Here is a 23672-nt window from a genome sequence, read left to right as displayed (position 1 = left end):
CTAAGCGCCATTGCAAATATGGCGCTTAGTCCTCCTGCGACTTCGCGGTATCCAGCAGCATGTAATCCAGCGGCAGTTCCGTCGAATACTTGATCCGCTCCATCGCGAAGGCCGAGGAGACGTCGCGGATTTCGATCTTGGCGATCATGCGCTTGTAGAAAGCGTCATAGGCGGCGATATCCGGAACGACGACGCGCAGCAGATAGTCGACATCACCGCTCATGCGATAGAATTCGACCACTTCCGGGAAGTCGGCGATCACTTCGGAAAAGCGCTTAAGCCATTCGATCGAGTGGCTGTTGGTGCGGATCGAGACGAAAACGGTAACCTTGGTGTTGACCTTTTCCGGATCGAGCAGCGCGACGCGGCGGCGAATGACACCATCTTCTTCCATCTTCTGAATACGGCGCCAGCATGGTGTCGTCGACAGCCCGACCTTCTTGGCAAGATCAGCCACGGCCAGAGTGGAATCTTCCTGCAGCAGGCGCAGGATTTTGCGGTCGAGACGATCCATTTCGGCTATCCTTTCGAATTATATTCTCTCTATAGCGCGTTTTTGGCGAAAGAAAAGAAACTTGTTTCAAGAAACGAGGATTTTTACACGTTCTTGTAACACCGGCAGCAACTCCGCCTCGAACCAGGGATTGCGCTTCAGCCAACCGCTATTGCGCCAGCTTGGATGCGGCAACGGCAGAATGGCCGGCGACCGGTTGGTCAGAAGATAACGCCGCCATTCCGAAACTGTTTCCGTCATCGACGCCATCCGCGCTACGCCCAAGTGCCAGGCCTGGGCATATTGCCCGATGGCCAGGACGAGTTCTATCTGAGGCATCGCCTCCAGCGTCCTCTGCCGCCAGAGCGGCGCGCATTCCTTGCGCGGCGGCAAATCGCTGCCGGCAGCGTCATAGCCGGGAAAACAGAAACCCATCGGCACGATGGCGAAATGATCGGGATTGTAAAAACTGTCTCGGTCGACGCCCAGCCATTGCCGCAGCCGGTCGCCGGAGGCGTCATTGAACGGCAAGCCGCTCTCGTGGACGCGCAGCCCTGGCGCCTGCCCGGCAATCAGGATGCGCGCCGTCGCCGACAACACCGCAACCGGCCTCGGTTCATGCGGTAGCCGATCCGCCTCACCGCGTATCGGCGCGTCGCGACAGACACGACAGAGGGCGATTGCGTCGCGCAACGCCTGCAACTCGTTGCCCGGCATCGTCATTCACCCCATCCCACCAGCTTTCGCAGATAATCGCCCAATCCGCCAAGCGGATCGCTTCCGCCAGCATGTTCCATCTGCTCCTCGCGCCGATAGTCGCGTGGCCGTTCGAAATCGCCGGCCCAAAGCCCGGCCCTCGCCTGCCGCGCTTGAGCCTCATCAGCTGCATAGCCACCATAGGATACAGCCATGCCACTGCGCACCATCGCGGCGTTAATGTCGACATCGCCAGCTCTGCAAATCACCAGCAGCCGGCCATAGCGATCTTTTTCGCTACCTCGGCATTCGGGCAACCCCGCCTTCATAAGCCGATCAAGGGCTCTACGCGCCTCTTCGCCACAGGCCCAGCCTGCATTGTGGCGCTGACATTGCTGCCGATATTCCGGTGCATCGATGCCGCGCAGCCGAAAACGCTCGCCGCCTTGAGCGAGTGTGTCACCATCGACAACGTAAAATCGTCCGGTTTGAACCAGTTCCGGGCGATTGTTCAACTTCAGCGCCAGCAAACCGAGCAACACCAGTAGGGCGAACGTCGTTACGCCGTCACGAAACAGGCGCCCAGATCGCGTCACGCTTTTGCCTCCTTCACGAACAAACCCTTGGTAAAGATGGCAAACAAAACATTTCAGGCAGCATCTTCTTAAGATTTGACCGCTAGTCTGTAGCCTTCCGCAAGCCAAGTTTCAACGCAACCATGAGTACCGGCGTCAGCACATCGACAGATAAAATCATCGTCGACCGATCGCGCAGTCACCGTAACCGGGCTGTGTCGAAGGCCGTGCGGCAGACGCGCGAGCGCCTGCAATCCGGCCATAGCCGGAGTTTCGACCGCGAACTGATGATGATGCATGTCGACACCCTGTTACAGGGTGCCTCCGTCATGCCGCTCTTCGTCATCATCGTCGCGGCCCTCGGCGCCTACCTTACCCGCGACGCGCAAATCTTCATCTGGGCCATTCCGACCTTGACGATGCATGCCGTCAACATGCTGCTTGGCCGCCGTGCGAAGAAGTACGAGATGACCATCGGGCGCGCCAGGAAATGGCGCCAGATCCTGCTGTTGGGCCAACTCTTCATCGGCTTTTGCTGGGCGTTCTTCGCCATGCAGGGCTGCTCCGCCTGCGGTGGCGACAGCTTCGTGCTCTATAAGGGCGCGGCGCTGTTGGTGGCGATCTGTATTACCACCATGGCGAATTTCATGCTGCCGCGCGCGGTGCCATTCGCCTTTGCCCCGGCGATCGTCGCTCTCGCCGTCAAGGCGATCCTGACCCGCGATCCGCTCGATATCACCCTTGCCGCCTCAGTCACCGTCGCCGTTATCTTCTTCACCTTCATCACCAACCGGATGTTTCAATCCAACCTGAAAATCCTCTCCTTCCAATCGGAAAAGGACGACCTGATCGCCGAGCTCGAGGTCGCCAAATCGATGTCGGATGAGGCCCGCCGCCGCGCCGAAGAGGCCAATCTCGCCAAATCGCGCTTCCTGGCCTCGATGTCGCATGAACTCAGAACACCGCTGAACGCCATCCTCGGCTTCTCCGAAGTCATGTCGGCTGAAGTCATGGGACCGCTCAACAATGCCACCTATCGCGAATACACAACGGATATCCATCGCTCCGGACAGCACCTGCTCAATCTGATCAACGAGATCCTCGATCTCTCGCGCATAGAGGCCGGCAAGTACGAGCTGAACGAAGAGGCGATCTCGCTGCTGGATGTGGCGGAGGATTGCATCGGTATGGTGCAGTTGCGCGCTCGCGGAAAAAATATCTCCATCTCGCAGCAGTTCGAGCTGCAACTTCCTTCCGTCTGGGCCGACGAGAAATCCATTCGACAGGTGATCCTCAATCTCCTGTCCAATGCCGTGAAGTTCACGCCTCAAGGGGGCGAGATCACCGTCAAGGTCGGCTGGACCTCCGGCGGCGGACAATATGTGGCGATCAGGGATAATGGACCCGGCATTCCCGAAGAAGAGATACCGGTGGTTCTCTCCGCCTTCGGTCAGGGCTCGATCGCCATCAAGAGCGCAGAACAGGGTACCGGCCTCGGCCTGCCGATCGTGCAGGCGATCCTTGCCAAGCATGACGGTCAGTTCATGCTGAAATCGAAGCTGCGCGAAGGCACCGAGGTCATCGCCATCCTGCCAGCCAAGCGCGTGCTGCAAAGCCTGCCGGCCATTGAGGACGCGCCGTCTGTCGAGCGCCGCAAGAAAAGCTTTGCCTGAGGCTCAAGCCGTAACGGCTATCGGAAAAACAGATGATAGCCGATGATGTACAGCAGATAGAGGCCCGACGCGACCAGCATGCAGAAAACGGCAAAGGATCCCAAATCCTTCGCATGCTTGCCGACATTGGAAATCTCCGGCGAAATCCGGTCGATCACTTCCTCGACCGCCGTATTCATCGCCTCAACTGCGAAGACACCAAGAAATAACACGACAGCAATCATGATTTCGCCAAGCGTCGCGCCGACCGCGATCAGCAGGATCAAGGCGACCCCTGCGAACAGGAGTTCCTGCCGGAAAGCGGATTCCTGCAGCAGGCGCTGAAAGCCACCCCAGGAATAGCTGGCAGCGGCAAAAAAATGTCGGATACCTGTTTCCTTGGTTACCGCTGATTTCGAAAACTCGGCCATCTTCGCCCTGTCCGCGCAGTCCTGAGTGCAATTTAGCTGCCTTGCGAATACAGTTTCGTCATCGCCAAGGCAAGCCGACCACTGAGTCGGCTCCAGAATTTGTTACGGCTTTATGACATAAATCGAAAGTCGGACGGAATTTTGGAGGCGAGGCGCGCAATCGTCGCGCCTCGCTATTTTATCCGTCAGTGCTTGTTGGTAACGCCAGCGCTCTCAAAGGTCGCCATGCCGGAATGGCAGGCGGCGGCGGCCTTGACGATACCTGCGGCAAGCGCCGCGCCTGTGCCCTCGCCGAGCCGCATGCCAAGCGCCAGGAGCGGTGTCTTGCCGAGCTTGTCGATGGCCTTCAGATGCCCTGGCTCCGCTGAGACGTGGCCGATCAGGCAATGGTCGAGCGCGGACGGGTTGGCAGCCTTGAGGATCGATGCGGCGGCGGTCGCGACATAGCCGTCGATGATAACAGGAATACGCTCCATGCGGGCAGCGAGAATGGCGCCGGCCATGGCGGCGATCTCGCGGCCACCGAGGCGACGCAGCAGCTCCAGCGGATCGGAGAGATGCTCGCGATGCAGCGCCACGGCCTTTTCGACGGCGGCGATCTTGCGCTTCAGCATCTCGCCTTCCGAACCGGTTCCGGGGCCGACCCATTCCGCCGCCGTGCCACCATAGAGCGCGTAGTGAATGGCGGCTGCGATCGTGGTGTTGCCGATGCCCATTTCACCGATGCAGAGCAGGTCCGTGCCGCCGGCGATCGCTTCCATGCCGAAGGCCATGGTTGCGGCACAGTCGCGCTCGGAAAGCGCCGGCTCTTCGGTAATGTCACCGGTCGGATAATCGAGCGCCAGATCGAACACCTTCAGGCCGAGATCATAGGTGACACAGATCTGGTTGATGGCGGCGCCGCCTGCGGCGAAATTCTCTACCATCTGCTGCGTCACCGACGGCGGAAACGGCGTGATGCCCTGCTTGGTGACGCCGTGATTGCCGGCAAAGATCGCAACGAGCGGGCGGGTGACGGCGGGCGCACGGCCCGTCCAGGCCGCGAGCCAGAAGGCAATCTCCTCGAGGCGACCGAGAGCGCCCGGCGGCTTGGTGAGCTGCGCGTCGCGCTCGCGCGCTGTCACCAGCGCTCGGGGATCGGGGCCCGGAAGGTCGCGCAGCAGCGTGCGGAAATCGTCGAATGGCAGGCCGGTAACGCTCATGAATGCCGTTCCTTGTCTTTTGGTCTCAAATCAGGTTTTTTGCGTGCGACTCTATTAGTCTTCGGCACGGGCGCGAACAACTGCAAAAAGCGCCCAATGCTGTCGCAAGAATAACGGGGAGAGGATGGATATTCGGGAATATACGGGCGACATCGCCCGCGCCATGGCCTTCTTGAGCCGCATTCCCGTGCCCGCTTCCTTCTTTGAGGGCGAAGACGGCAAGCTTGACCGTGTCTCACGTGCCTTTCCCCTCGCCGGCCTGCTGATCGCCCTGCCCGCCGCAATCGTCTTCGGCGTGCTGCTGGCCTTCGATGCCGATCCGCTGATGGCTGCACTTCTGGCGCTCGCCGTTCAAACGATAACGACCGGCGCGCTGCATGAGGACGGCTTCAGCGATACCGCCGATGGGCTCGGTGGCGGCAAGGATCGCGACAGGGCGCTGGCTATCATGAAGGATAGCCGCATCGGCACCTATGGCGCGGTGGCTCTGATCCTGTCTTTCGGGCTGCGCGCTGCCGCCCTCGCCGCGATCGGCCGTGGCCTCGCTCCCTTCGACGCGGCGCTGACCATCCCGGCGGCGGCCGTCTTGAGCCGTGGCGCCATGGTCTGGCACTGGTATGCCCTGCCGGCGGCCAAGCCGGATGGGGTCGCCGCGTCGGCGGGAAAACCGGACTATGGCCCCATGCAGATCGCGCTGATCACCGCGCTGGTGCTTTCGGCCTTTCTGCTATGGCCAAGCCTCAGGCTTCCCGCCTTCGTCCTCTGCCTTCTCGTCACGGCGGCGGCAGCATTTTTCTTCACGCGGCGCATCCGTAAAAGGCTTTCCGGCCATACCGGCGACACCATCGGCGCGGCACAGCAAATTTGCGAGATCGCTGCTTTCTGTACCCTTGCCATGTGCGTCTGAAGCATCGATATATGATCCTATGCTAACACCTTGCATTCTTGTCTGTTCCATCGATTTGAACACCGGCTATTGCTTCGGTTGCGGACGCACGCGCGAGGAAATCGGCGGATGGATGACCTATAGCGACGACGAGCGCCAGGATATCATGCAGGCCCTGCCGGAGCGCCTCGCCACCGTCGAGCGCAAGCCGCGCCGGGAAACCCGCCGCCAGCGGATGGCGCGGGAGCGCAGCATCGTATGAACCGCCTGAACATCGCCCTCGCCATCATCGGCATCGGTCTCGCGCTCCTACTCTTCAACAATAACAGCGGCACGACCTTCGGCATGCAAAATGACGATTTTGCTCGTGTCATCTATCTGCTGCCTCTTTCGCTGATGATGGCTGCCGGCATCTGGGCAAGTCGCCAAACCGTCAGCCAGTCGCTGCGCAATCTGCTGATCTGGCTGGTAATCATCATGGCGCTGTCGACTGCCTATGTTTACCGACGCGACGCCCAGGAGGTCGGCAGCCGGCTGTTTGCCGGCCTCGTGCCCGGACATGCCGTCGTCGTCACGACCAGTGAGGGCGGCCAGGAGGTTATCCTCCACAAGCTCTCGAACGGCCATTTCCAGGCGGAAGTGATGATCAACGGTCAGCCGATCGACATGCTCGTCGACACCGGCGCCAGCTCCATCGCGCTCTCGCGGGAGGACGCCGAGCGCGTCGGCATCATCCCGGAAAACCTCACCTATTCCATGACCATGATCACCGCGAACGGCCGGGCGAGAGCCGCCCCCGTAGAACTCGGCTCCGTCGCCATTGGCCCGATTGTGCGCCGCGACGTCGAGGCGACCGTCGCGGAGGAAGGCAAGCTCGACCAGAGCCTGCTCGGCATGAGCTTCCTGGAAACGCTAGGGTCGATGCAGATGCAGACCGACGAACTGCGGCTGCGGGATTGAGCGCGATAGTTCGATGAGGCCCGAAGCATTGCGGGCCGAATGCACGCTAGGGATGACGGCATATATCCCAATATCGATCCCGAAAGTTCAGTCGTCATGCCACAGACCAAAACCAACGCCACGACGGAGCTTCTGCTCCTTTTGATGCTCGCGACACTGTGGGGCGCCTCCTACACCTTTATCCGGATCGGCGTGGCGACCATCCCGCCGATCACCCTCATCGCAGCACGCACGCTCATTGCCGGCGGGGTGCTATTTGCGATTATCCGCTGGCGAGGGCTGAGCCTTCCCAAGGAGCCGGCGATATGGCGTCGTTTCCTCGTTCAGGCCTGTCTCAACAGCGTTATTCCCTTCACGCTGATCGCCTGGGCCGAACGTACGGTTGATGCCGGCCTGGCGACCATCCTGAACTCCACCACACCCATCTTCACTTTCCTGCTTGCTGCCATACTGCTGCGCAACGAGCGCGTCACCGCATACAAGCTGTTCGGCATCACCGTGGGATTGGCAGGCATCTGCTTCATCATCGGCTTCGACGCCTTGAACGGCTTCGGTCGGCAATTGCCCGCGCAGCTCGCCGTCGTCGCGGCTTCGGTCTGCTATGCGGGAGCCGCCCTATTCGGCCGTAATTTCAAGGGCCTCGATCCGATGATGCCTGCCGTCGGTTCGCTGCTCTGCGGCGCCGTCATTCTCATCCCGGTTAGCCTTGTCGTGGATCGGCCATGGACGCTCGCGCCCTCCACGGCGTCAATCCTGGCACTACTGGCGCTCGCCATCCTGTCGACTGCGCTTGCATTTTCGATCTATTTCCGGCTGATCCAAACCCTCGGCTCGATCGGCACCACCGCGCAGGCCTATTTGCGCGTCCCGATCGGTGTCGCCATTGGCGTCGTCTTCCTTGGGGAGCCTCTGAGCCAGACAGCCGGCATCGGTTTGGTCTGCGTCATCATCGGCGTAATGGCCATGACGATGACACCACGGAGAAAGACCATAAGCGGATAAGAACCGGCGATGCTACATCAGCAACGACAGGTCATCCCAAACGAAGACGATATTTTCGGAGCGCCAGACCGGGCCGGGGTCGGTGTAGCGCTCCGACATCTTTCCGCCCAACAACTGATAGAATGCAATTGCCGGATCGTTGCCGACGACGACGCCGAGTGCCGCGCCCGGATAGTTCAGAGCCGCCAGATGAAGCGCCAGTTCGCGCATGAGGCGGCGACCGACGCCCTGACGCTTGATAGCGGGATCAACGTAGAGCGATCGTATCTCGCCCCGCCCCTCGAAAAGAGCCAATGACGGCGCACCGGCCGCGCCAATGCCAACCAAACGCCCGTTCTGCTCCGCGAGAAGCACTAGTTGATCACGGCCCGGGTCCGACAAGGTGGCCGTCCAACGCACTTGCCGATAAGCTTCGTCGAGTGTGCGGAATGCCTCTGGCGTAGTCAGCGTGCGATAGGTCTCGCGCCAAATGGCAACATGCAGATTGGCGATTGCCGCAGCATCCTCGGGAAGAGCCGGCCGAATGGTGACTGCCGTGCTCAATCGCGCCTCTCCAGAACGGTGCTGCGCAGCGCTCCGACGAGATAGAGCGACCCGGTGACGAGGATCCAATCGCCATTTTCAGACGCCCTCGTTGCGGCCCGATCCAGCGCCTCATGGGGATCAAGCTCGGCTTCGCAGGCCATTCCCATGGATGTCGCCAGTGTTGCCAATTCATGGGCGGGATGAGCCCGACCGGATCCGGACGCTTCCGTAAAAACGGCATAGGCGACGTATCGGGACAGCACCGTCAGAAAGCCGTGCGCATCCTTGTCGGACGCCAGTGCAACGATGGCCACGCATGCGCCGCTAACGTCGGAAGAGCGTGTAATGTCGCGCAGCACAGCCTCGATATTGAATGGAACATGCGCACCATCCATGATCATCGGCACCAGGCGCTGCGCGATGGCCGATGTGGCTGGAAGCGTGAAGGCAAATCGCTCCATGCGTCCGGGTAGACGCCCGCTCTCCCTGACTGTCTGATCGACCAGCCAGGCGCCGATGGGTGCTCCTGTTTTATCCCCCTCGCGCACGCGTTCGCCCTGCTGTCCCAGATGATCGAGAACCAGGCCGACTAGCGCAGCATTCTTGTCCGCGATCGTCGCATCATCGGCGATGTCGGTGCACAATATAGGGCAACCGAGTTCGTCGGCACGCTGCTGCAAGACACGTCCAGCGGCATCGGTAGCCGGAAGCGTAGTGGCAAGCGTCGCGCCGGGCTTCAATATGCCGACCTTCTCGCCAGCGATCGCCTCGCGCGTATTCCCGAGAATTTCCGTGTGCTCAAGCTCGATATTGGTGACGATGGCAACTTCGCCGAACACCACGTTGCTGGAGTCCAGTCGCCCGCCGAGCCCGACCTCGACAACGGCCCAATCCAGACCGACATCTCTGAAAACGACAAAAGCGGCGGCCGTCATCACATCGAACCAGGTGGCGTCCTCGCCCGGCGTCGCCTCTCGCTTTGCGGCTTCGTAGCTGTCCAGCACCTTTTCCAGCGCTTCCGCCAAACGGTCGTCCTCGACCTCCTGGCCCAATACGCTGATGCGCTCGTTGACGTGATCGACATGCGGCGAGGCATAACGACCGACCCGCCATCCCGCCCGCAGTAGGGCAGCGGCGGCAAGCGCGCAGACGGATCCCTTGCCCTTGGTGCCGGCAACATGGATGGCGCGGAAACTCCGGTGAGGATTGCCCAACCGCTGCATAAGATCTAGCATCGGCTCGAGCCCGACACGCATCTCCCCGCGTGGCTTACGCTCCCAATTGGTCAACCGGTCGAGACGTGAGAGAACATCTGGCAATGAATGCTGCTGGGGAACTATGGGCATGGAACACCTGCTAAAAGGATCGACTTGGATGCCCAGTCATGCTTCATGGCCGTCATCTCGCCCCCGCTTCCCGATGACCTACCACCCTGCTCCGCCATGTTACATGGGCGCGGAGTTTATGAGCTGCGGAACCGCGATTGCAACAGTCCGGCTTGCGGAAAAAATGCTCCGCCAATCAGTTTCGCAACCGATATCCCGTCTTGAAAATCCACCAAAGGGTCGCCAGGCAGACGAAGAGGAAAAGCGTGATCATGGCGAGGCTCAGCACCGGATTGACGTCGGCAATGCCATAAAAGCTCCAGCGGAAGCCGCTGACGAGATAGAGCACCGGATTGAGATGGCTCACGGCCTGCCAGAAGGGCGGCAGCATGTTGATCGAATAGAAGCTGCCGCCAAGGAAGGTCAGCGGTGGCACGACCAGCATCGGGATTAGGTTGAGTTGCTCGAAATTGCCGGCCCAGATGCCGATCATGAAGCCGAGCAGGCTAAAAGTCACCGCCGTCAGCACGAAGAACAGGATCATCATGAACGGATGTTCGATGGTGATATCAACGAAGAAATTCGCCGTCAGCAGGATGATCAAGCCGATCAGCATGCCCTTGGTGGCGGCCGCGCCGACATAGCCGAGCACGATCTCCGTCATGGCGACGGGTGCGGACAGAATTTCATAGATCGTGCCGGAAAATTTCGGGAAATAGATGCCGAAGGAACCGTTGCTGATGCACTGGCCGAGCAGCGTCAGCATGATGAGCCCCGGCGTGATGAAAGCGCCGTAGGAGACGCCCTCCACCAGCGGGATGCGCGAACCGATCGCGGCGCCGAAGACGATGAAATAGAGCGACGTCGAAATGACCGGCGAGACAACGCTCTGCAACAGCGTGCGGCGCGTGCGCGCCATTTCGAAACCATAGATGGCCCTGATCGCCTCGAAGTTCATTTGCTCTCTCCCACCAGCGATACGAAGATGTCCTCGAGCGAGCTCTGCCGCGTTGACAGGTCCTTGAAATGAATGCCCTCGGCTGACAGGCGCGACAGCAGCACCGCGATACTCGACTGCTCATGTTCGGCATCGAAATCATAGATAAGCGTCATGCCGTTTGGGCCTAGCGACAGACCATTGCCGTCGAGACAGGGCGGAACGGCATCCAGCGGCTCCGTCAGGTCGAGGATAAGCTGCTTGCGGCCGAGCTTGGCCATCAGCGTCTTCTTGTCCTCCACCAGCAGCAGCTTGCCGCCATTGATGACGCCGACGCGATCGGCGATCTCCTCGGCCTCCTCGATATAATGCGTCGTCAGGATGATGGTGGTGCCATTGGCGCGTAGCCGTTCGACGACATGCCACATATCCTTGCGCAGCGTCACGTCGACACCCGCCGTCGGCTCATCGAGAAAGAGGATCTCGGGCTCATGCGACAGCGCCTTGGCGATCAACACGCGCCGCTTCATGCCACCGGAGAGTTGGCGGAGCGTGTTGTCCTTCTTGTCCCAGAGCGACAGATCGCGCAGGACCTGCTCGATATGAGCCGGATTCGCCTTCTTGCCGTGTAGGCCGCGTGAAAAGCTCACCGTGTTCCATACCGTCTCGAACAGGTCGGTCGTCAATTCCTGTGGCACCAATCCGATCATCGCGCGCGTGGCGCGAAATTCCGTCACCACGTCGTGACCACCGACGGTCACGGTACCGCTACTCGGGTTGGCGATGCCGCAGACGATGGAAATCATCGTCGTCTTGCCAGCACCATTCGGTCCGAGCAGTGCCAGGATTTCGCCCCGTTCGATATCGAGGCTAACGCCTTTCAGCGCCTCAAACCCATTGGAATAGGTCTTGGTGAGATTACGGATAGAGATGATCGGGGCCATGATGCAGGCAAAGTCCGGCTTTGTGATTATTTTCGCGGCGTTTGCCCGCTATATAGCCGGTAGTAGCCTTTTACCATCCCGCCGGGTGGAACAGTGCGTTCGCCTAAGCGAACAAGTTGTCATCAAACCGTGACTTTCGTCGGGCATATGTTTCGTTAGGTGAGCAACGGTTGTCGCAACCCCGCCCAACGCCTCTTGGTGACAGCGTCAGCGCCGATGATACTCGAAGACTGATTGCCCGCGTATCCATATTTCATGCATCATTGCGTCATTAAGTTTTTTTCCGGAGCCAGCAAAGATCCCCTGTCGTTGCTGAGCACCACTATAGCCGGCCCTTGTGCCGGCTTTTTTCTTTTCGCCGACTAAGCATCGATCAATCACAAAAAGAGCTACGGATCACCAGCTGCCGTTCACGCCACAACCGGCCGGCGGCAACGTCTTGTTTTCAAAACGTGCCCTTAGCATCGCGCAGCCCTTCTCGCGGATCGGACCTGGCATCATCGTGTTGAGACCAATACCGACTTCATCGAAGGGATTATCCGTATAGGCGACATAAGCGTACCAGCGACCGCCGATCACCAGAACGATCGCAACAAGGGCAGCGACCAGCGCCCTTCCAAAGCTACTCTTCCTTCTCGGAACGTCTTCCATCAGATGAATTTCCTAATTTAGCGAGCAGCAGTTAACTGCGATTCCCTTCATAGGTAAACCGCGTTTATCCCAGCAAACCGGCCATTACATGCTGCAGTAACGCCGCCCGCCCTTGCGATCCCTGAGATCGAAGTGGAAATGGTTCCAGTGTTCCGGATTGCTGCCGGGGCCGAGCACGGTGTCGAAATAGCGGCAGCTGTCGCTCCGCACCGCCTTCAGCAGCCGCCCCTCGCGGAAGGAGAACAGCCCCTTCTTGCGCACATCGATCACATGGCCGTTTTTCAGGACAAAGGTGCCGACATCGATGGCGTTGCCATGGGCATGTTCCGACATTGGGTTGTAGCGTTGCCGGCTATTGTTCATCCGGCGGCAGGAATAACCTCCCATCGGCACGATCGTCCCGATGCCCGACCAGTAACGCGTGCGCGCCGCCGGCGCCAATTCGTTCTTGACCCATTTCGCGAAGGCAAGCGTCACCTGGCAATTCAGGGTCACCGCCGGCTTGACCGCTATGTTGCCCGAAAGACCGCCCAGCGAAACCGGGTAAGGAACCTGGCAGGCCGGACCGTTCGAGATCGCCGGCTTGTCGGTATAGACGACACCCATGCGCCGCAGCTCCTGCCGGCAGGCGATTTCTGAAGCTGGCATAACGCCCGGCGATGATTGCGGCGCCTCCATCTGCTGGTCGATACGCGGCATCGGATTGTCGACGCGGGGCAGCATTGCCACCTGCGTATCCGGCTGCTGACGACGGATCGGCGATTGGTTGAGCTCGGCCTGTGCGGCCGGGCGCTGAATGATCGAACGGTTCGTTTGCACCGGCGCGTCGGAGCCGATGCCGTCGACCACTGGCTGATCGGTCTGGCCCTCCGCGATGTTCTGCTCTTCTTCTTGCGCCAACCCGACGACCGACGCGGACTGCGCCTCTTCGCTCGGACCGACGCCGAGTTCGGCATCCATGTTGACACCCTGGGACTGCGCGTTCGATTGTTGCGCAAGACCCTGCTCGACATCCGTGGTGGTCACAGCCTCATCACTGCCGTTCGTCGGCAGGCGAGCTTGCCTGGCTGCGGTTTGCGGATTACCGACGGAATCGTAGGTGTTGGCATAGTTGGCAGACGCAGAGTTCACGGGCACCTGGCCACCCTGATAGGTAAACTGCCGCGACGACACGCTGCGATGCGGCTTGATCGAGCTTACGCGGCTACTGTCGATGCCGGACGGCGGCACAAGACTGTCGGCCGTGCAGGCAACCAGCGCCGACGACAACAGCAAAGGCAGCGCTGCCCGCCGCAGAAAGGATAAATACGCCATACTTTGGATCCGCTCTCGCTGCCCCAGCCACGGTCGACAACACTTAAGAAGATTAAATAAAAACGGTGAATGAATGCTTACCGCCCATGAGGGGCATCCGGCGGGGTGGACGCGAATAGTGGGAGGCGTGCTGCAAAAGGTCACCCTCGAGTACGATTGCCTGGTGACGACACATCGACGATGCTTCCCCATCCCGGTCCGATTGCGTAGGTTGAACATCGGAATCAAGCCTTTGATCGATAGGAGCGAGTGAATGAACGACAGCCCCAAGCCGAGAGGCGAGTTGACCCTGCGCACGCTGGCCATGCCCGCCGATGCCAATCCCGCCGGCGATATCTTCGGCGGCTGGGTCATGGCGCAGATGGACTTGGCGAGCGGCATTCGCGCCGCCGAGCGCGCGCGCGGCCGCGTCGTCACCGCCGCCGTCAAGGAGATGGCGTTCGAGCTGCCGGTAAAGATCGGCGATACGCTGAGCGTCTACACCGAGATTGAACGCGTTGGCCGTACCTCGATCACGCTCGTCGTCGAAGCCTGGGCGCACCGTTCGCGCTATAACCAGATGGAGAAGGTCATCGCCGGGACATTCATCATGGTCGCGCTCGACGAGAACGGCGCGCCGAAACCGGTTCCCGCGGAGAGCTGACAGGATGATGGAAGCTGCGCGGACGCCTGAGGTTTACGTCTATATCAGGACGGTCATGAGCATGGTCATCGGCCTCTCGCTCGCCCAGCTCCTGACGCGTCTCGCCGGCTTCGTGCAGGCACCGGGCAAGCACCGCGTCTATTTCGTCCATCTCGGCTGGGTCCTGTCGATGTTCCTGTTCATCATCCATTTCTGGTGGTGGGAATATCGGCTGCAATCCGTGGCCGAGATCAGTTTCGGCGTCTACCTCTTCCTCATCTGCTTCTGCTGCCTGTTCTATTTCCTCTGCGTGCTGCTGAACCCGCCCTCGGTCGAGGACTATGGCGGCTTCGAGGAATATTTCATCTCCCGACGCCGCTGGTTCTTCGGCCTTCTCGCCGTCACCTATGCCGTCGATCTCATCGACACGTTGCTCAAGGGTGAGACCTATTTCCGATCGCTCGGCTGGGAATATCCGACCCGCAATATCATCTACATCATCCTCTGCATCACCGCCGCCATCACCGCCAACAGACGCTTCCAGGCCGCCTTCGTGACGATCGGCTTAATCTATCAAATCACCTGGATCTTCCGGCAATATGACCTGCTGCCCGGATAAAAATGGCGACCTGCCATGGGGGTGACCGCAGGGAAATACCCACCATCCCCAGGCGTTACAGCCAGCGGCCAAGACATCGCCATATTGTTCAGATCGATTGCGCTTCAGCGCGCAGGCGGGGAGAATAAGCTTTGAAAATCGGAAGATTGGCATTTGGACTGGCGATAGCCCTTTCGCTCGCGCCGCTTGCCCATGCCGAAGATCCCGCGCCGACGCCTGGCGACACCTCGATCTCGCTGAAATATTGGGTGCAATTCGCAAAGGACGGCAATGCCGCCGCCCAATACGGCCTCGGCTATCGTTACGCCAAGGGCCAGGGCGTGGAGCATGACGACGCGCAGGCGGTGCAATGGTATCGAAAGGCCGCCGCGCAGGGAAACGTGCAGGCCGAATACGCCCTCGCCTACATGTATTCCAACGGCCTCGGCGTCGATAAGGACCTGAAACAGGCAAATGCCTGGTATCGCAAGGCGGCCGAACAGGGCTATGCCGCCGCGCAGTACGCCATCGGCTATTCCTATGCCAACGGCCGCGGCACGGATGTCGATAACGAGCAGGCGGTCGGCTGGTATCAGAAATCCGCCGCCCAGGACCAGGCACAGGCGCAATATGCGCTCGGCTACATGTATGGGCATGGCCTCGGCGTGCGCGAGGACGATGCGATCGCGCTCGGCTGGTATCGCAAGGCGGCCGATCAGGGTCGCGCCGATGCGCAATATGCGCTTGGTTACATGTACGAGAAAGGTCTCGGCACGGCTGCGGACCAAAGCCTGGCGATCGACTGGTATCAGAAATCGGCGGATCAGGGCGACCCCCAGGGTGAATACGCCCTCGGCTATGCCTACACCAATGGCCGGGGTGTCGATCAGGACGATGCGCAGGCCTATTCCTGGTACAAGAAATCCGCCGAGCAGGGCCGTGCCGATGCGCAATACGGGCTTGGCTACAGCTTCGCCAACGGCCTCGGCGTCCCCAAGGACTACAAGCTGGCGCTGCAATGGTATCGCAAGGCGGCCGATCAGGGCCGCGCCGATGCGCAATATGCCGTCGGCTATCTCTACGCCAACGGCAAGGGTGTGGCGGTCAACGACGACGTCGCTGTCGAATGGTATCGCAAGGCCGCTGCTCAAGGAGACGCGCAGGGCGAATACGCCCTCGCCACCATGTATACCGACGGCCGTGGCCTCCCCAAGGACGATGCCAAGGCTCTGGAATTGTATCGAAAATCGGCCGAACAAGGCCATCCGGACGCGCAATATGCGCTCGGCTATATCTATGACAAGGGTCAAGGCATGGCGCCGGATAAAGGCAAGGCCGCCATCTGGTATCGCAAGGCGGCCGACCAGGGCAGCGCGGGAGGCCAGTATGCCCTCGGCTATCTCTATTACAGTGGCAGCGGCGTTCCCAAGGACTATGCGCAGGCCGCAAACTTCTTCCGCAGAGCTGCGGAGCAAGGCGACGCCCGCGCCCAATACGGCCTCGGCTCCATGTACTATAGTGGCGACGGCGTACCGAAGGATATCGGCCAGGCCACTAAATGGTTTCATAAGGCAGCAGATCAGGGACTACCGGAGGCGCAACATAGCCTGAGCTACATGGCCGCGAATGGCGAAAACCCGCTTAAGAGCGCCGGCCTAGAGGGCAACAAACCGACCAAAACGACCAGCCAAAGCGACCCGCCCGGCTGGATCATTCTCCAGATACTGGCGACGCTGTTGCCATAAGCCGATCATGTATGCGCGCGGAGGCGCCTTGCGCCCTCGCCCGTCACATTATTTAGTATTCACACAAAAAGACGACTGATTGAGGGGTAGATTGTGCATTTCAAGCGAGCAGCCATCGCACTGTTCTTCGCGCTGGCATCCAGCGGCCTTGCCCATGCCGATATCGGCCAAAATGCCTATGACCGGGGCGACTACAAGGCGGCGCTGGATTATTGGCGCCCGCTCGCAGACAAGGGTGATGCGGCCGCACAACTGAAGCTCGGCGAAATGTACAAGCTGGGCGATGGCATCGAGAAAGATCTGAAGCAGGCTCTCAACTGGTATCGTAAGGCGGCCGACCAGGGCAATGCAAAGGCCGAATTCGATCTCGGCGCCATGTATGATAATGGCGAGGGCGTCGCCAAGGACCATGCACAGGCCATTCTCTGGTACCGCAAGGCGGCCGATCAAGGCTATGCGGACGCGCAATACAATCTCGGCATCATGTATGACGAGGGTGAAGGTGTACCCAAGGACAGGACCCTGGCTTTCGTCTGGTATAGCAAGGCGGCCGAACAGGGAAATGCCGAAGCGCAGTTTAATGTCGGGGTGATGTACGACAACGGCGATGGCGTCGATCAGGACAAGAGCCAGGCCATCGCCTGGTATCGGAAGGCCGCCGACCAGGGCAATGTCGATGCGCAATATAACCTCGCCATCATGTATGACAGCGGCGAAGGCATAACCAAGGACAGCGGCCAGGCGCTCGCCTGGTATCGCAAAGCGGCCGACCAGGGCAAGATCGAGGCGCAATACAACCTCGCGGTCATGTATCGCGACGGCGCAGGCGTGCCCAAGGATGGCGATCAAGCCGTCGCATGGTTCCGCAAGGCCGCCGACCAGGGCGATGCCGACGCGCAATATAATCTCGGCACCATGTATGCCGATGGCGATGGGATCGCTGAAGACGACGTCGAAGCCATCACCTGGTTCCGCAAGGCGGCGGATCAGGGAGACGTCGAGGCCGAATATAATCTCGGCGTCATGTATCGTGACGGCGAAGGTGTAGCGAAGAACGGTCCCGAAGCCGTCGGCTGGTTCGAAAAGGCGGCAGCCGAGAACTACGCCGACGCCGCTCTCAACCTCGGCATCATGTATCGCGATGGCGACGGCGTGCCCGCCGATCGAGCCAAATCCTTGGAATGGTTCAGCCGGGCCAAGGCCATGAATGGCGACGATAGTGAGCCTGATGGCAATGAGGATATGCCGCTACAGCGGAAAAGCATCCCGATCTGAGATGAACAAACAAACAAGGCCGTCCCCAACCTTAACCAGGCAGCGGGGATAGGCCTAGCTCTTGCATGAACTGAAATCACGGATGGGAGATATCTCCGGATGCGGCTCAAACAGATAGGCCTCGGACTGACGCTGGCACTCTCGATCGCCTTCCATGCCCACGCCGAGGATGGGCAAGCGGCCTATGACAAGGGCGATTACAGCGGTGCCCTCGCTTCCTGGCAGCCTTTGGCGGACAAGGGAGACGCGGCCTCGCAGGACAATATCGGCAGCCTCTATGCCCTCGGCAAAGGCGTTCCGCAGGATTATGCCCAGGCCATCGGCTGGTTTGCCAAAGCCGCCGATCAAGGCCTGCCCAAAGCGCAATTCCACCTCGGCTACGCCTATCTTCGCGGCGACGGCGTCACGAGGGACCGCAACATGGCGATCGCCTGGTTCCGCAAAGCCGCCGCGCAAGGCTATGCGCCGGCGCAGAGCATTCTCGATCAGATGAACTGAGCGGGACGATTCTCGTTCAGAGCATATCCCCGAGGTCCAATGGTTGCTCCATCGCATGATACCGCCAGCCTCATAATCGACGGCAAGCCAGCAATCCCCTGATCGTCTGGCGCGGTCAAACCCTTTATGATCACTTCACCGGCTGCAAAGTGATGAGGGCTTGAGCCACCGTGCCTCATCTTTGCCGTAGATACGGCATTGCTAGCTGGGCTCGATGCGTGAAGAATATCGCAAACAACTTCCCGATTCAGCCGCCAAGGGATCGACCGCTGTGACCAAGAAATCCGCCGCACTGCCCTTCTCCCCGTTCCTTTCGCCGCTCCGCATGGGATTGTTGGCCGCCGCGATTATCCTGCCCCTATCGCCCTTGCCCATGGCAGCCACGCCGGCGCAGGCAGCGCCTGGTTCCTGCTGGTCGCTGCTCCAGAGCAAGTTCGGCCCGCAGATCGAGAAGTCGGTGAACGAAGCGGACCCCTGCAAGAAGCTGCCGGGCCTCGATCATAAGGAAAAGTTCGAGGTCAAATCGATGGATGTATGCAGCGCCCCCGGTGGCGTGCAGATTAACGCCCATGCCGATATCGCCTGCAAATCGCATGGCGTGTTGCAGGCAACGGTGAAAGGACAGCTGGAAGCCTCGGTGACAGTCGATGTCGGCGCCTGCCGCATCACCGATTCGCATGTCGGAATCAGCGGCCCGATCGGCGACCTGATATCTTCCGTCGGTGGCATGCAGGAGCTTGCCCGCGGTTTCGCGCAGGAGAAGATTTCCGAGATTTGCGGCAAATAGATTGGAGGCCGGCGGCACTACAGCGCCGCGCGTCACATCTGACGCGCAAAGGTCGCTGTAGCGCTTTAAATCTGCTGCATAATTTTATCCTTAAATCGATGACGATTTAAGGAATTATGCAGTAGCCGCCGGCCACGCTTCGACGAGGGCGCGGAGATTTAGGTCTGCGTCGCGCTCTGGGGCTCCTCCACCCCTGCCTCACCGAAGCGAATATCCTTCTTCTCGAAGCCGAAACCGGCAAGCACCGCCACCACGGCGGCGACGATCACAGCTACAATCAATAACGCAAAAGCGTAGTCACCGTTCCAATGCACCGCCAGGCCCGCCTGAATCGACGCATTGCCCGAGGCCAGCAGATTGCCGAGTTGATAGGCGAAACCGGGGAATGTGCCGCGTATTTCGTCCGGCGACAATTCGTTGAGATGCACCGGCACGATACCCCAGGCCCCCTGCACGAAGAACTGCATGAGGAAGGCGCCGATAGCCAGCATGACCGGCCCATGCGCGTAAACCCAAAGTGGCGCGATCGGGATCGCCAGCAGCGCGGCGATGACGATGCCCCGCCGCCGGCCGAGCCGCTGCGACAGCGCCCCGAAGGTCAGCCCGCCGATCATGGCGCCGATATTGTAGACGATGGCAATGGCACCGACGGTGTGGCTGTCATATTGCCGCTGGGTTTCGAGGAAGGTCGGATAGAGATCCTGCGTGCCGTGACTGAAGAAATTGAATGCGGTCATCAGCAGCACCGCCCACAGGAACAGCGGGATGTTCTCGCGCAATACGGTGAAGAAAGGCCGTTGCGGCGTCTTCTGCCGCTCCATGAACGCCGGTGATTCCTCCACGTTGCGGCGGATATAGAGCACCAGCAGCGCCGGCAGAGCGCCGACCATGAACATGCCGCGCCAGCCGATCACCGGGAACAGCAGGAAGAACACGATCGACGCCAGCAGATAACCGGAGGGATAGCCGGCCTGCAGGATGCCGGAGACGATGCCGCGCGACTCCTCAGGCACGGTTTCCATCGTCAAGGAAGCCCCGACACCCCATTCCCCGCCCATGGCGATGCCGAAGAGCGCCCGCAACAAGAGGAACATGGTCAGGCCGGTCGAAAAACCGGTGAGGAACTCGAACACAGAATAGAGCAGCACATCCGCCATCAGCGTCACGCGCCGGCCATATTTGTCGGCGGCAAAGCCGAAGATCAGCGCCCCGAGAGGCCGCATGGCGAGCGTCAGGAAGATCGCCACCGCAACCGCCGGAACATCGGTATGAAATTCCTCCGCTATGTGTTTGAGCACGAAGACTAATATGAAAAAATCGAAAGCATCCAGCGTCCAGCCGAGATAGGCGGCTATGACGGTGTTTCGTTGCTGGGGGGACAAGGAACGTAAGCTATCCAATGCGGTCATCATGATCCTCCGACCGGATGGCGGCGGCGAGGCGGGCAAAGTCCGGATGCCGTCGAAGCTGGGGGGACCCGGCAGGAGCCGGGCATATCGACGTTGCGGCCGGCTCCTCCCTTGGCGCCTGCGAGGATCGCGCTATGCCGACGAGATCAGCAATAACGCACCAGCCTGCTTTGGCTTGTAACATATTTGACATATTCGGCGAACGGAAAAAACCATGGCTTGTTTCCCTTTTGTACTCTTCCCCTCTTCACATCGGCGTTAACTCTCGCCATATTCGCTCCATGGCCAGATCACCGAAAAACTCCCCCGCCCCGACCGGTTTCGAAGAGGCGCCGCAAGCACCGTTTGAAGGCGCGCCGCTCAGCGGCAGCGTCGCCGACTGGGTGAAGCAACTGGAATCGGAAGCCGAAACATCCGGCATCGAGACGCAGCGGCAGATCGCCTCGAAAGCCGGCAAGCATCGCAAGAAGGTGGAAATTGCCGCCTCCAAATCGGGACGCGGCACCTCGATGGGCGGCTCGACCGATCCGAAGACGCGCGCGGCTGCCGGCCTCAATCCGGTGTCCGGCATGGATACCTCGCTGGAAAATGCCGCCAATGCCGGCACGGCCGTTACCGCTACAGTCGAGGCTCTGTCGGCGCTGATCGAGAGCGGCAATCCGCTCTTCAAGGACGGCAAGCTCTGGACGCCGCACCGCCCGGCCCGCCCGAACAAATCCGAAGGCGGCATCCCGATCCGCATGGTCTCGGACTATGAGCCCGCCGGCGACCAGCCGACCGCCATTCGCGACCTCGTCGAGGGCCTTGATAATGGCGACCGCAGCCAGGTGCTGCTCGGTGTCACCGGCTCCGGCAAGACCTTCACCATGGCCAAGGTGATCGAGGCGACGCAGCGCCCCGCCGTCATCCTCGCCCCGAACAAGACGCTGGCCGCCCAGCTCTATTCCGAGTTTAAGAATTTCTTCCCCGACAATGCGGTGGAATATTTCGTCTCCTACTACGATTATTACCAGCCGGAAGCCTATGTGCCGCGCTCGGATACCTTCATCGAGAAGGAATCCTCGATCAACGAACAGATCGACCGCATGCGCCACTCGGCGACGCGCTCGCTCCTGGAGCGCGACGACTGCATCATCGTCGCCTCGGTCTCCTGCATCTACGGTATCGGCTCGGTCGAGACCTATACGGCGATGACCTTCCAGATGAATGTCGGCGACCGGCTGGACCAGCGGCAATTGCTGGCCGACTTGGTGGCACAACAATACAAGCGCCGCGACATGGATTTCATTCGCGGCTCCTTCCGTGTGCGTGGCGACACCATCGAAATCTTCCCGGCCCACCTGGAGGATGCCGCCTGGCGCATCTCCATGTTCGGCGACGAGATCGACGCCATCACCGAATTCGACCCGCTGACCGGCCAGAAGACCGGCGACCTGAAGTCGGTGAAAATCTACGCCAATTCGCACTATGTCACCCCACGCCCGACGCTGAACGGCGCCATTCGCCATATCAAGGAAGAGCTGAAAATCCGGCTCGCCGAACTGGAAAAGGCCGGCCGCCTGCTGGAGGCACAGCGCCTGGAGCAGCGCACCCGCTACGACGTCGAAATGCTGGAAGCCACAGGCTCCTGCGCCGGCATCGAGAACTATTCGCGCTATCTCACCGGCCGCAACCCCGGCGAGCCACCGCCGACCCTGTTCGAATATATCCCCGACAATGCCTTGCTGTTCATCGACGAAAGCCACGTCTCGGTCAGCCAGATCGGCGGCATGTACCGGGGCGACTTCAGGCGCAAGGCGACGCTGGCCGAATACGGCTTCCGCCTGCCCTCCTGCATGGACAACCGGCCGCTGCGCTTCGAGGAATGGGATGCCATGCGCCCGGACACCATCGCGGTCTCGGCGACGCCAGGCGCATGGGAAATGGACCAATCCGGCGGCGTCTTTGCCGAACAGGTCATCCGCCCGACCGGCCTGATCGACCCGCCGGTCGAGGTTCGCTCCGCTCGCACCCAGGTCGACGACGTCCTCGGCGAAATCCGCGAGACCGCCGCCAAGGGTTATCGAACCCTCTGCACCGTGCTGACCAAGCGCATGGCCGAGGACCTGACGGAATATCTGCATGAACAGGGCGTGCGCGTCCGCTACATGCATTCCGACATCGACACGCTGGAGCGCATCGAGATCATCCGCGATCTCCGTTTGGGTGCTTTCGACGTGCTCGTCGGCATCAACCTCCTGCGCGAAGGTCTCGACATTCCCGAATGCGCGCTTGTCGCCATCCTCGACGCCGACAAAGAAGGCTTCCTGCGCTCCGAGACCTCGCTAATCCAGACCATCGGCCGCGCCGCCCGTAACGTCGACGGCAAGGTCATCCTCTATGCCGATAACATCACCGGCTCGATGAAGCGGGCGATGGAGGAAACCAGCCGCCGCCGCGAAAAACAGATGGTCTACAACACCGAACACGGCATCACGCCGGAATCGGTAAAGGCGAGGATCTCCGACATTCTCGACAGCGTCTACGAGAAGGACCATGTCCGCGCCGATATCGGCGGCGTCTCCGGCAAGGGCTTTGCCGATGGTGGCCACCTCGTCGGCAACAATCTGCAGGCCCATCTCAACGCGCTGGAAAAAGCCATGCGCGACGCCGCCGCCGACCTCGACTTCGAAAAGGCCGCGAGACTGCGCGACGAGATCAAGCGCCTCAAGGCCGCCGAACTCGCCGTCATGGACGATCCGATGGCGCGGGAAGAGGCGAAGAGCATCGAGGGGAAAGGACCGTCAACTTCGGCCAAGCGCAGCGCGAGCTCGTCATCCTCGAACTCGACCCGAGGATCGGCCGCCGCAGAGGCAAACTCCGATCAATCGACCTCCTACTTCTCCAAGCCCACCCTCGACGAAATGGGTCCCGGCAGCGACGCCGGCACGCCGCTCTTCCGCAAAAACAGCCTCGACGAAATGACCGTCGGCCGCACGGAGAAGCCGGTACTGGGCAAGACGCCGGACAAGCCAGTCATCCGCGCGAAGCCGGGTGTCGGATCCTATGAGGATGCGGCGGACGAGAAGCAGAGGAAGAGCCGCACCAAGGGCAAGACCGGGCGACCTGGGCGGTAGAATACACGCTCCCCTTGTTGAGATCGAGC

The 23672-nt window shown here is 60.5% G+C and carries 24 protein-coding genes; 12 read left to right on the top strand and 12 right to left on the bottom strand.

Annotated elements, in window-relative coordinates; genetic code table 11:
* Window positions 1–25: 25 nt before the first annotated feature.
* The 3 genes from AB6803_RS05435 to AB6803_RS05425 all read right to left on the bottom strand — a co-directional run bounded on the left by AB6803_RS05435 (window position 26) and on the right by AB6803_RS05425 (window position 1785).
* Window positions 26–514: an Lrp/AsnC family transcriptional regulator gene (locus AB6803_RS05435; protein ID WP_007696539.1), complete on the bottom strand. Its 489-nt coding sequence runs from the start codon at window positions 512–514 to the stop codon at window positions 26–28.
* Between the two features lie 66 nt (window positions 515–580).
* Window positions 581–1210, bottom strand: coding sequence for a uracil-DNA glycosylase family protein (locus tag AB6803_RS05430; protein WP_371108333.1), 630 nt, complete (start codon window positions 1208–1210; stop codon window positions 581–583).
* Window positions 1211–1212: 2 nt separating this feature from the next.
* Window positions 1213–1785 (bottom strand): thermonuclease family protein, encoded by a 573-nt coding sequence (locus AB6803_RS05425; protein ID WP_371107927.1) that lies wholly within the window; start codon window positions 1783–1785, stop codon window positions 1213–1215.
* A 122-nt stretch (window positions 1786–1907) separates the two neighbouring features.
* Here AB6803_RS05425 and AB6803_RS05420 point away from each other — a divergent pair, with 122 nt between their 5' ends.
* Window positions 1908–3437 (top strand): sensor histidine kinase, encoded by a 1530-nt coding sequence (locus tag AB6803_RS05420; RefSeq protein WP_371107926.1) that lies wholly within the window; start codon window positions 1908–1910, stop codon window positions 3435–3437.
* Window positions 3438–3454: 17 nt separating this feature from the next.
* Here the strand turns inward: AB6803_RS05420 and AB6803_RS05415 are convergent, their stop codons facing one another.
* Both AB6803_RS05415 and cobT read right to left on the bottom strand, forming a co-directional pair.
* Entirely contained in the window at window positions 3455–3847 is a 393-nt protein-coding gene (locus tag AB6803_RS05415; protein ID WP_371107925.1) for a diacylglycerol kinase, read from the bottom strand.
* Window positions 3848–4032: 185 nt separating this feature from the next.
* Window positions 4033–5049, bottom strand: coding sequence for a nicotinate-nucleotide--dimethylbenzimidazole phosphoribosyltransferase (gene cobT, locus AB6803_RS05410; protein WP_371107924.1), 1017 nt, complete (start codon window positions 5047–5049; stop codon window positions 4033–4035).
* Between the two features lie 124 nt (window positions 5050–5173).
* On the opposite strand from cobT, the gene AB6803_RS05405 reads away from it, so the two are divergent.
* The 4 genes from AB6803_RS05405 to AB6803_RS05390 all read left to right on the top strand — a co-directional run bounded on the left by AB6803_RS05405 (window position 5174) and on the right by AB6803_RS05390 (window position 7897).
* Window positions 5174–5956 carry an adenosylcobinamide-GDP ribazoletransferase gene (locus AB6803_RS05405; RefSeq protein ID WP_371107923.1) on the top strand — a complete coding sequence of 261 codons (783 nt, stop codon included), beginning with the start codon at window positions 5174–5176 and terminating at the stop codon, window positions 5954–5956.
* Between the two features lie 19 nt (window positions 5957–5975).
* Window positions 5976–6197: a DUF1289 domain-containing protein gene (locus AB6803_RS05400; protein WP_371107922.1), complete on the top strand. Its 222-nt coding sequence runs from the start codon at window positions 5976–5978 to the stop codon at window positions 6195–6197.
* Window positions 6194–6895, top strand: coding sequence for a TIGR02281 family clan AA aspartic protease (locus AB6803_RS05395; RefSeq protein WP_371107921.1), 702 nt, complete (start codon window positions 6194–6196; stop codon window positions 6893–6895). The genes AB6803_RS05400 and AB6803_RS05395 overlap by 4 nt, the downstream gene beginning before the upstream one ends.
* 96 nt (window positions 6896–6991) lie before the next feature.
* Window positions 6992–7897 (top strand): DMT family transporter, encoded by a 906-nt coding sequence (locus AB6803_RS05390; RefSeq protein ID WP_371107920.1) that lies wholly within the window; start codon window positions 6992–6994, stop codon window positions 7895–7897.
* A gap of 12 nt (window positions 7898–7909) precedes the next feature.
* On the opposite strand, the gene AB6803_RS05385 is transcribed toward AB6803_RS05390, so the two are convergent.
* The 6 genes from AB6803_RS05385 to AB6803_RS05360 all read right to left on the bottom strand — a co-directional run bounded on the left by AB6803_RS05385 (window position 7910) and on the right by AB6803_RS05360 (window position 13593).
* Window positions 7910–8440 carry an N-acetyltransferase family protein gene (locus tag AB6803_RS05385; protein ID WP_371107919.1) on the bottom strand — a complete coding sequence of 177 codons (531 nt, stop codon included), beginning with the start codon at window positions 8438–8440 and terminating at the stop codon, window positions 7910–7912.
* Window positions 8437–9768 (bottom strand): folylpolyglutamate synthase/dihydrofolate synthase family protein, encoded by a 1332-nt coding sequence (locus AB6803_RS05380; protein ID WP_371107918.1) that lies wholly within the window; start codon window positions 9766–9768, stop codon window positions 8437–8439. Before AB6803_RS05380 ends, AB6803_RS05385 begins: the two co-directional genes overlap by 4 nt.
* 175 nt (window positions 9769–9943) lie before the next feature.
* Window positions 9944–10705, bottom strand: a complete 762-nt coding sequence (locus AB6803_RS05375; protein ID WP_371107917.1) for an ABC transporter permease — start codon at window positions 10703–10705, stop codon at window positions 9944–9946.
* The gene (locus AB6803_RS05370) at window positions 10702–11628 is read right to left on the bottom strand and encodes an ABC transporter ATP-binding protein (RefSeq protein WP_371107916.1); all 927 of its coding nucleotides are present in this window, start codon (window positions 11626–11628) and stop codon (window positions 10702–10704) included. Before AB6803_RS05370 ends, AB6803_RS05375 begins: the two co-directional genes overlap by 4 nt.
* A gap of 396 nt (window positions 11629–12024) precedes the next feature.
* On the bottom strand, window positions 12025–12279 hold the full coding sequence (locus AB6803_RS05365; protein WP_371107915.1) for a hypothetical protein: 255 nt from the start codon (window positions 12277–12279) through the stop codon (window positions 12025–12027).
* An 84-nt stretch (window positions 12280–12363) separates the two neighbouring features.
* Window positions 12364–13593, bottom strand: coding sequence for an extensin family protein (locus AB6803_RS05360; protein WP_371107914.1), 1230 nt, complete (start codon window positions 13591–13593; stop codon window positions 12364–12366).
* Between the two features lie 253 nt (window positions 13594–13846).
* On the opposite strand from AB6803_RS05360, the gene AB6803_RS05355 reads away from it, so the two are divergent.
* The 6 genes from AB6803_RS05355 (at window position 13847) to AB6803_RS05330 (ending at window position 19118) form a co-directional block, all read left to right on the top strand.
* A complete protein-coding gene (locus tag AB6803_RS05355; RefSeq protein ID WP_007696590.1) occupies window positions 13847–14236 on the top strand; it encodes an acyl-CoA thioesterase in 390 nt (129 codons plus the stop codon).
* A 7-nt stretch (window positions 14237–14243) separates the two neighbouring features.
* Complete coding sequence (locus AB6803_RS05350) at window positions 14244–14834, top strand: hypothetical protein (protein WP_371108332.1); 591 nt, start codon at window positions 14244–14246, stop codon at window positions 14832–14834.
* Window positions 14835–14965: 131 nt separating this feature from the next.
* On the top strand, window positions 14966–16558 hold the full coding sequence (locus AB6803_RS05345; protein ID WP_371107913.1) for an SEL1-like repeat protein: 1593 nt from the start codon (window positions 14966–14968) through the stop codon (window positions 16556–16558).
* Window positions 16559–16651: 93 nt separating this feature from the next.
* On the top strand, window positions 16652–17833 hold the full coding sequence (locus tag AB6803_RS05340; RefSeq protein WP_371107912.1) for an SEL1-like repeat protein: 1182 nt from the start codon (window positions 16652–16654) through the stop codon (window positions 17831–17833).
* A gap of 99 nt (window positions 17834–17932) precedes the next feature.
* A complete protein-coding gene (locus AB6803_RS05335) occupies window positions 17933–18331 on the top strand; it encodes a tetratricopeptide repeat protein (RefSeq protein ID WP_371107911.1) in 399 nt (132 codons plus the stop codon).
* 271 nt (window positions 18332–18602) lie between these two features.
* Window positions 18603–19118 (top strand): hypothetical protein, encoded by a 516-nt coding sequence (locus tag AB6803_RS05330; RefSeq protein WP_371107910.1) that lies wholly within the window; start codon window positions 18603–18605, stop codon window positions 19116–19118.
* Window positions 19119–19276: 158 nt separating this feature from the next.
* On the opposite strand, the gene AB6803_RS05325 is transcribed toward AB6803_RS05330, so the two are convergent.
* Window positions 19277–20527, bottom strand: coding sequence for an MFS transporter (locus AB6803_RS05325; RefSeq protein ID WP_371108331.1), 1251 nt, complete (start codon window positions 20525–20527; stop codon window positions 19277–19279).
* 281 nt (window positions 20528–20808) lie between these two features.
* On the opposite strand from AB6803_RS05325, the gene uvrB reads away from it, so the two are divergent.
* The gene (gene uvrB, locus AB6803_RS05320; RefSeq protein ID WP_371107909.1) at window positions 20809–23643 is read left to right on the top strand and encodes an excinuclease ABC subunit UvrB; all 2835 of its coding nucleotides are present in this window, start codon (window positions 20809–20811) and stop codon (window positions 23641–23643) included.
* Window positions 23644–23672 lie beyond the last annotated feature (29 nt).

Origin of the sequence: Rhizobium sp. RCC_161_2, assembly GCF_041355235.1 — a bacterium.
In the GTDB taxonomy this organism is placed as follows: domain Bacteria; phylum Pseudomonadota; class Alphaproteobacteria; order Rhizobiales; family Rhizobiaceae; genus Rhizobium.
The sequence above is the reverse complement of the archived record's forward strand: the minus strand, read 5'-3'. Positions and strand labels throughout refer to the sequence as shown.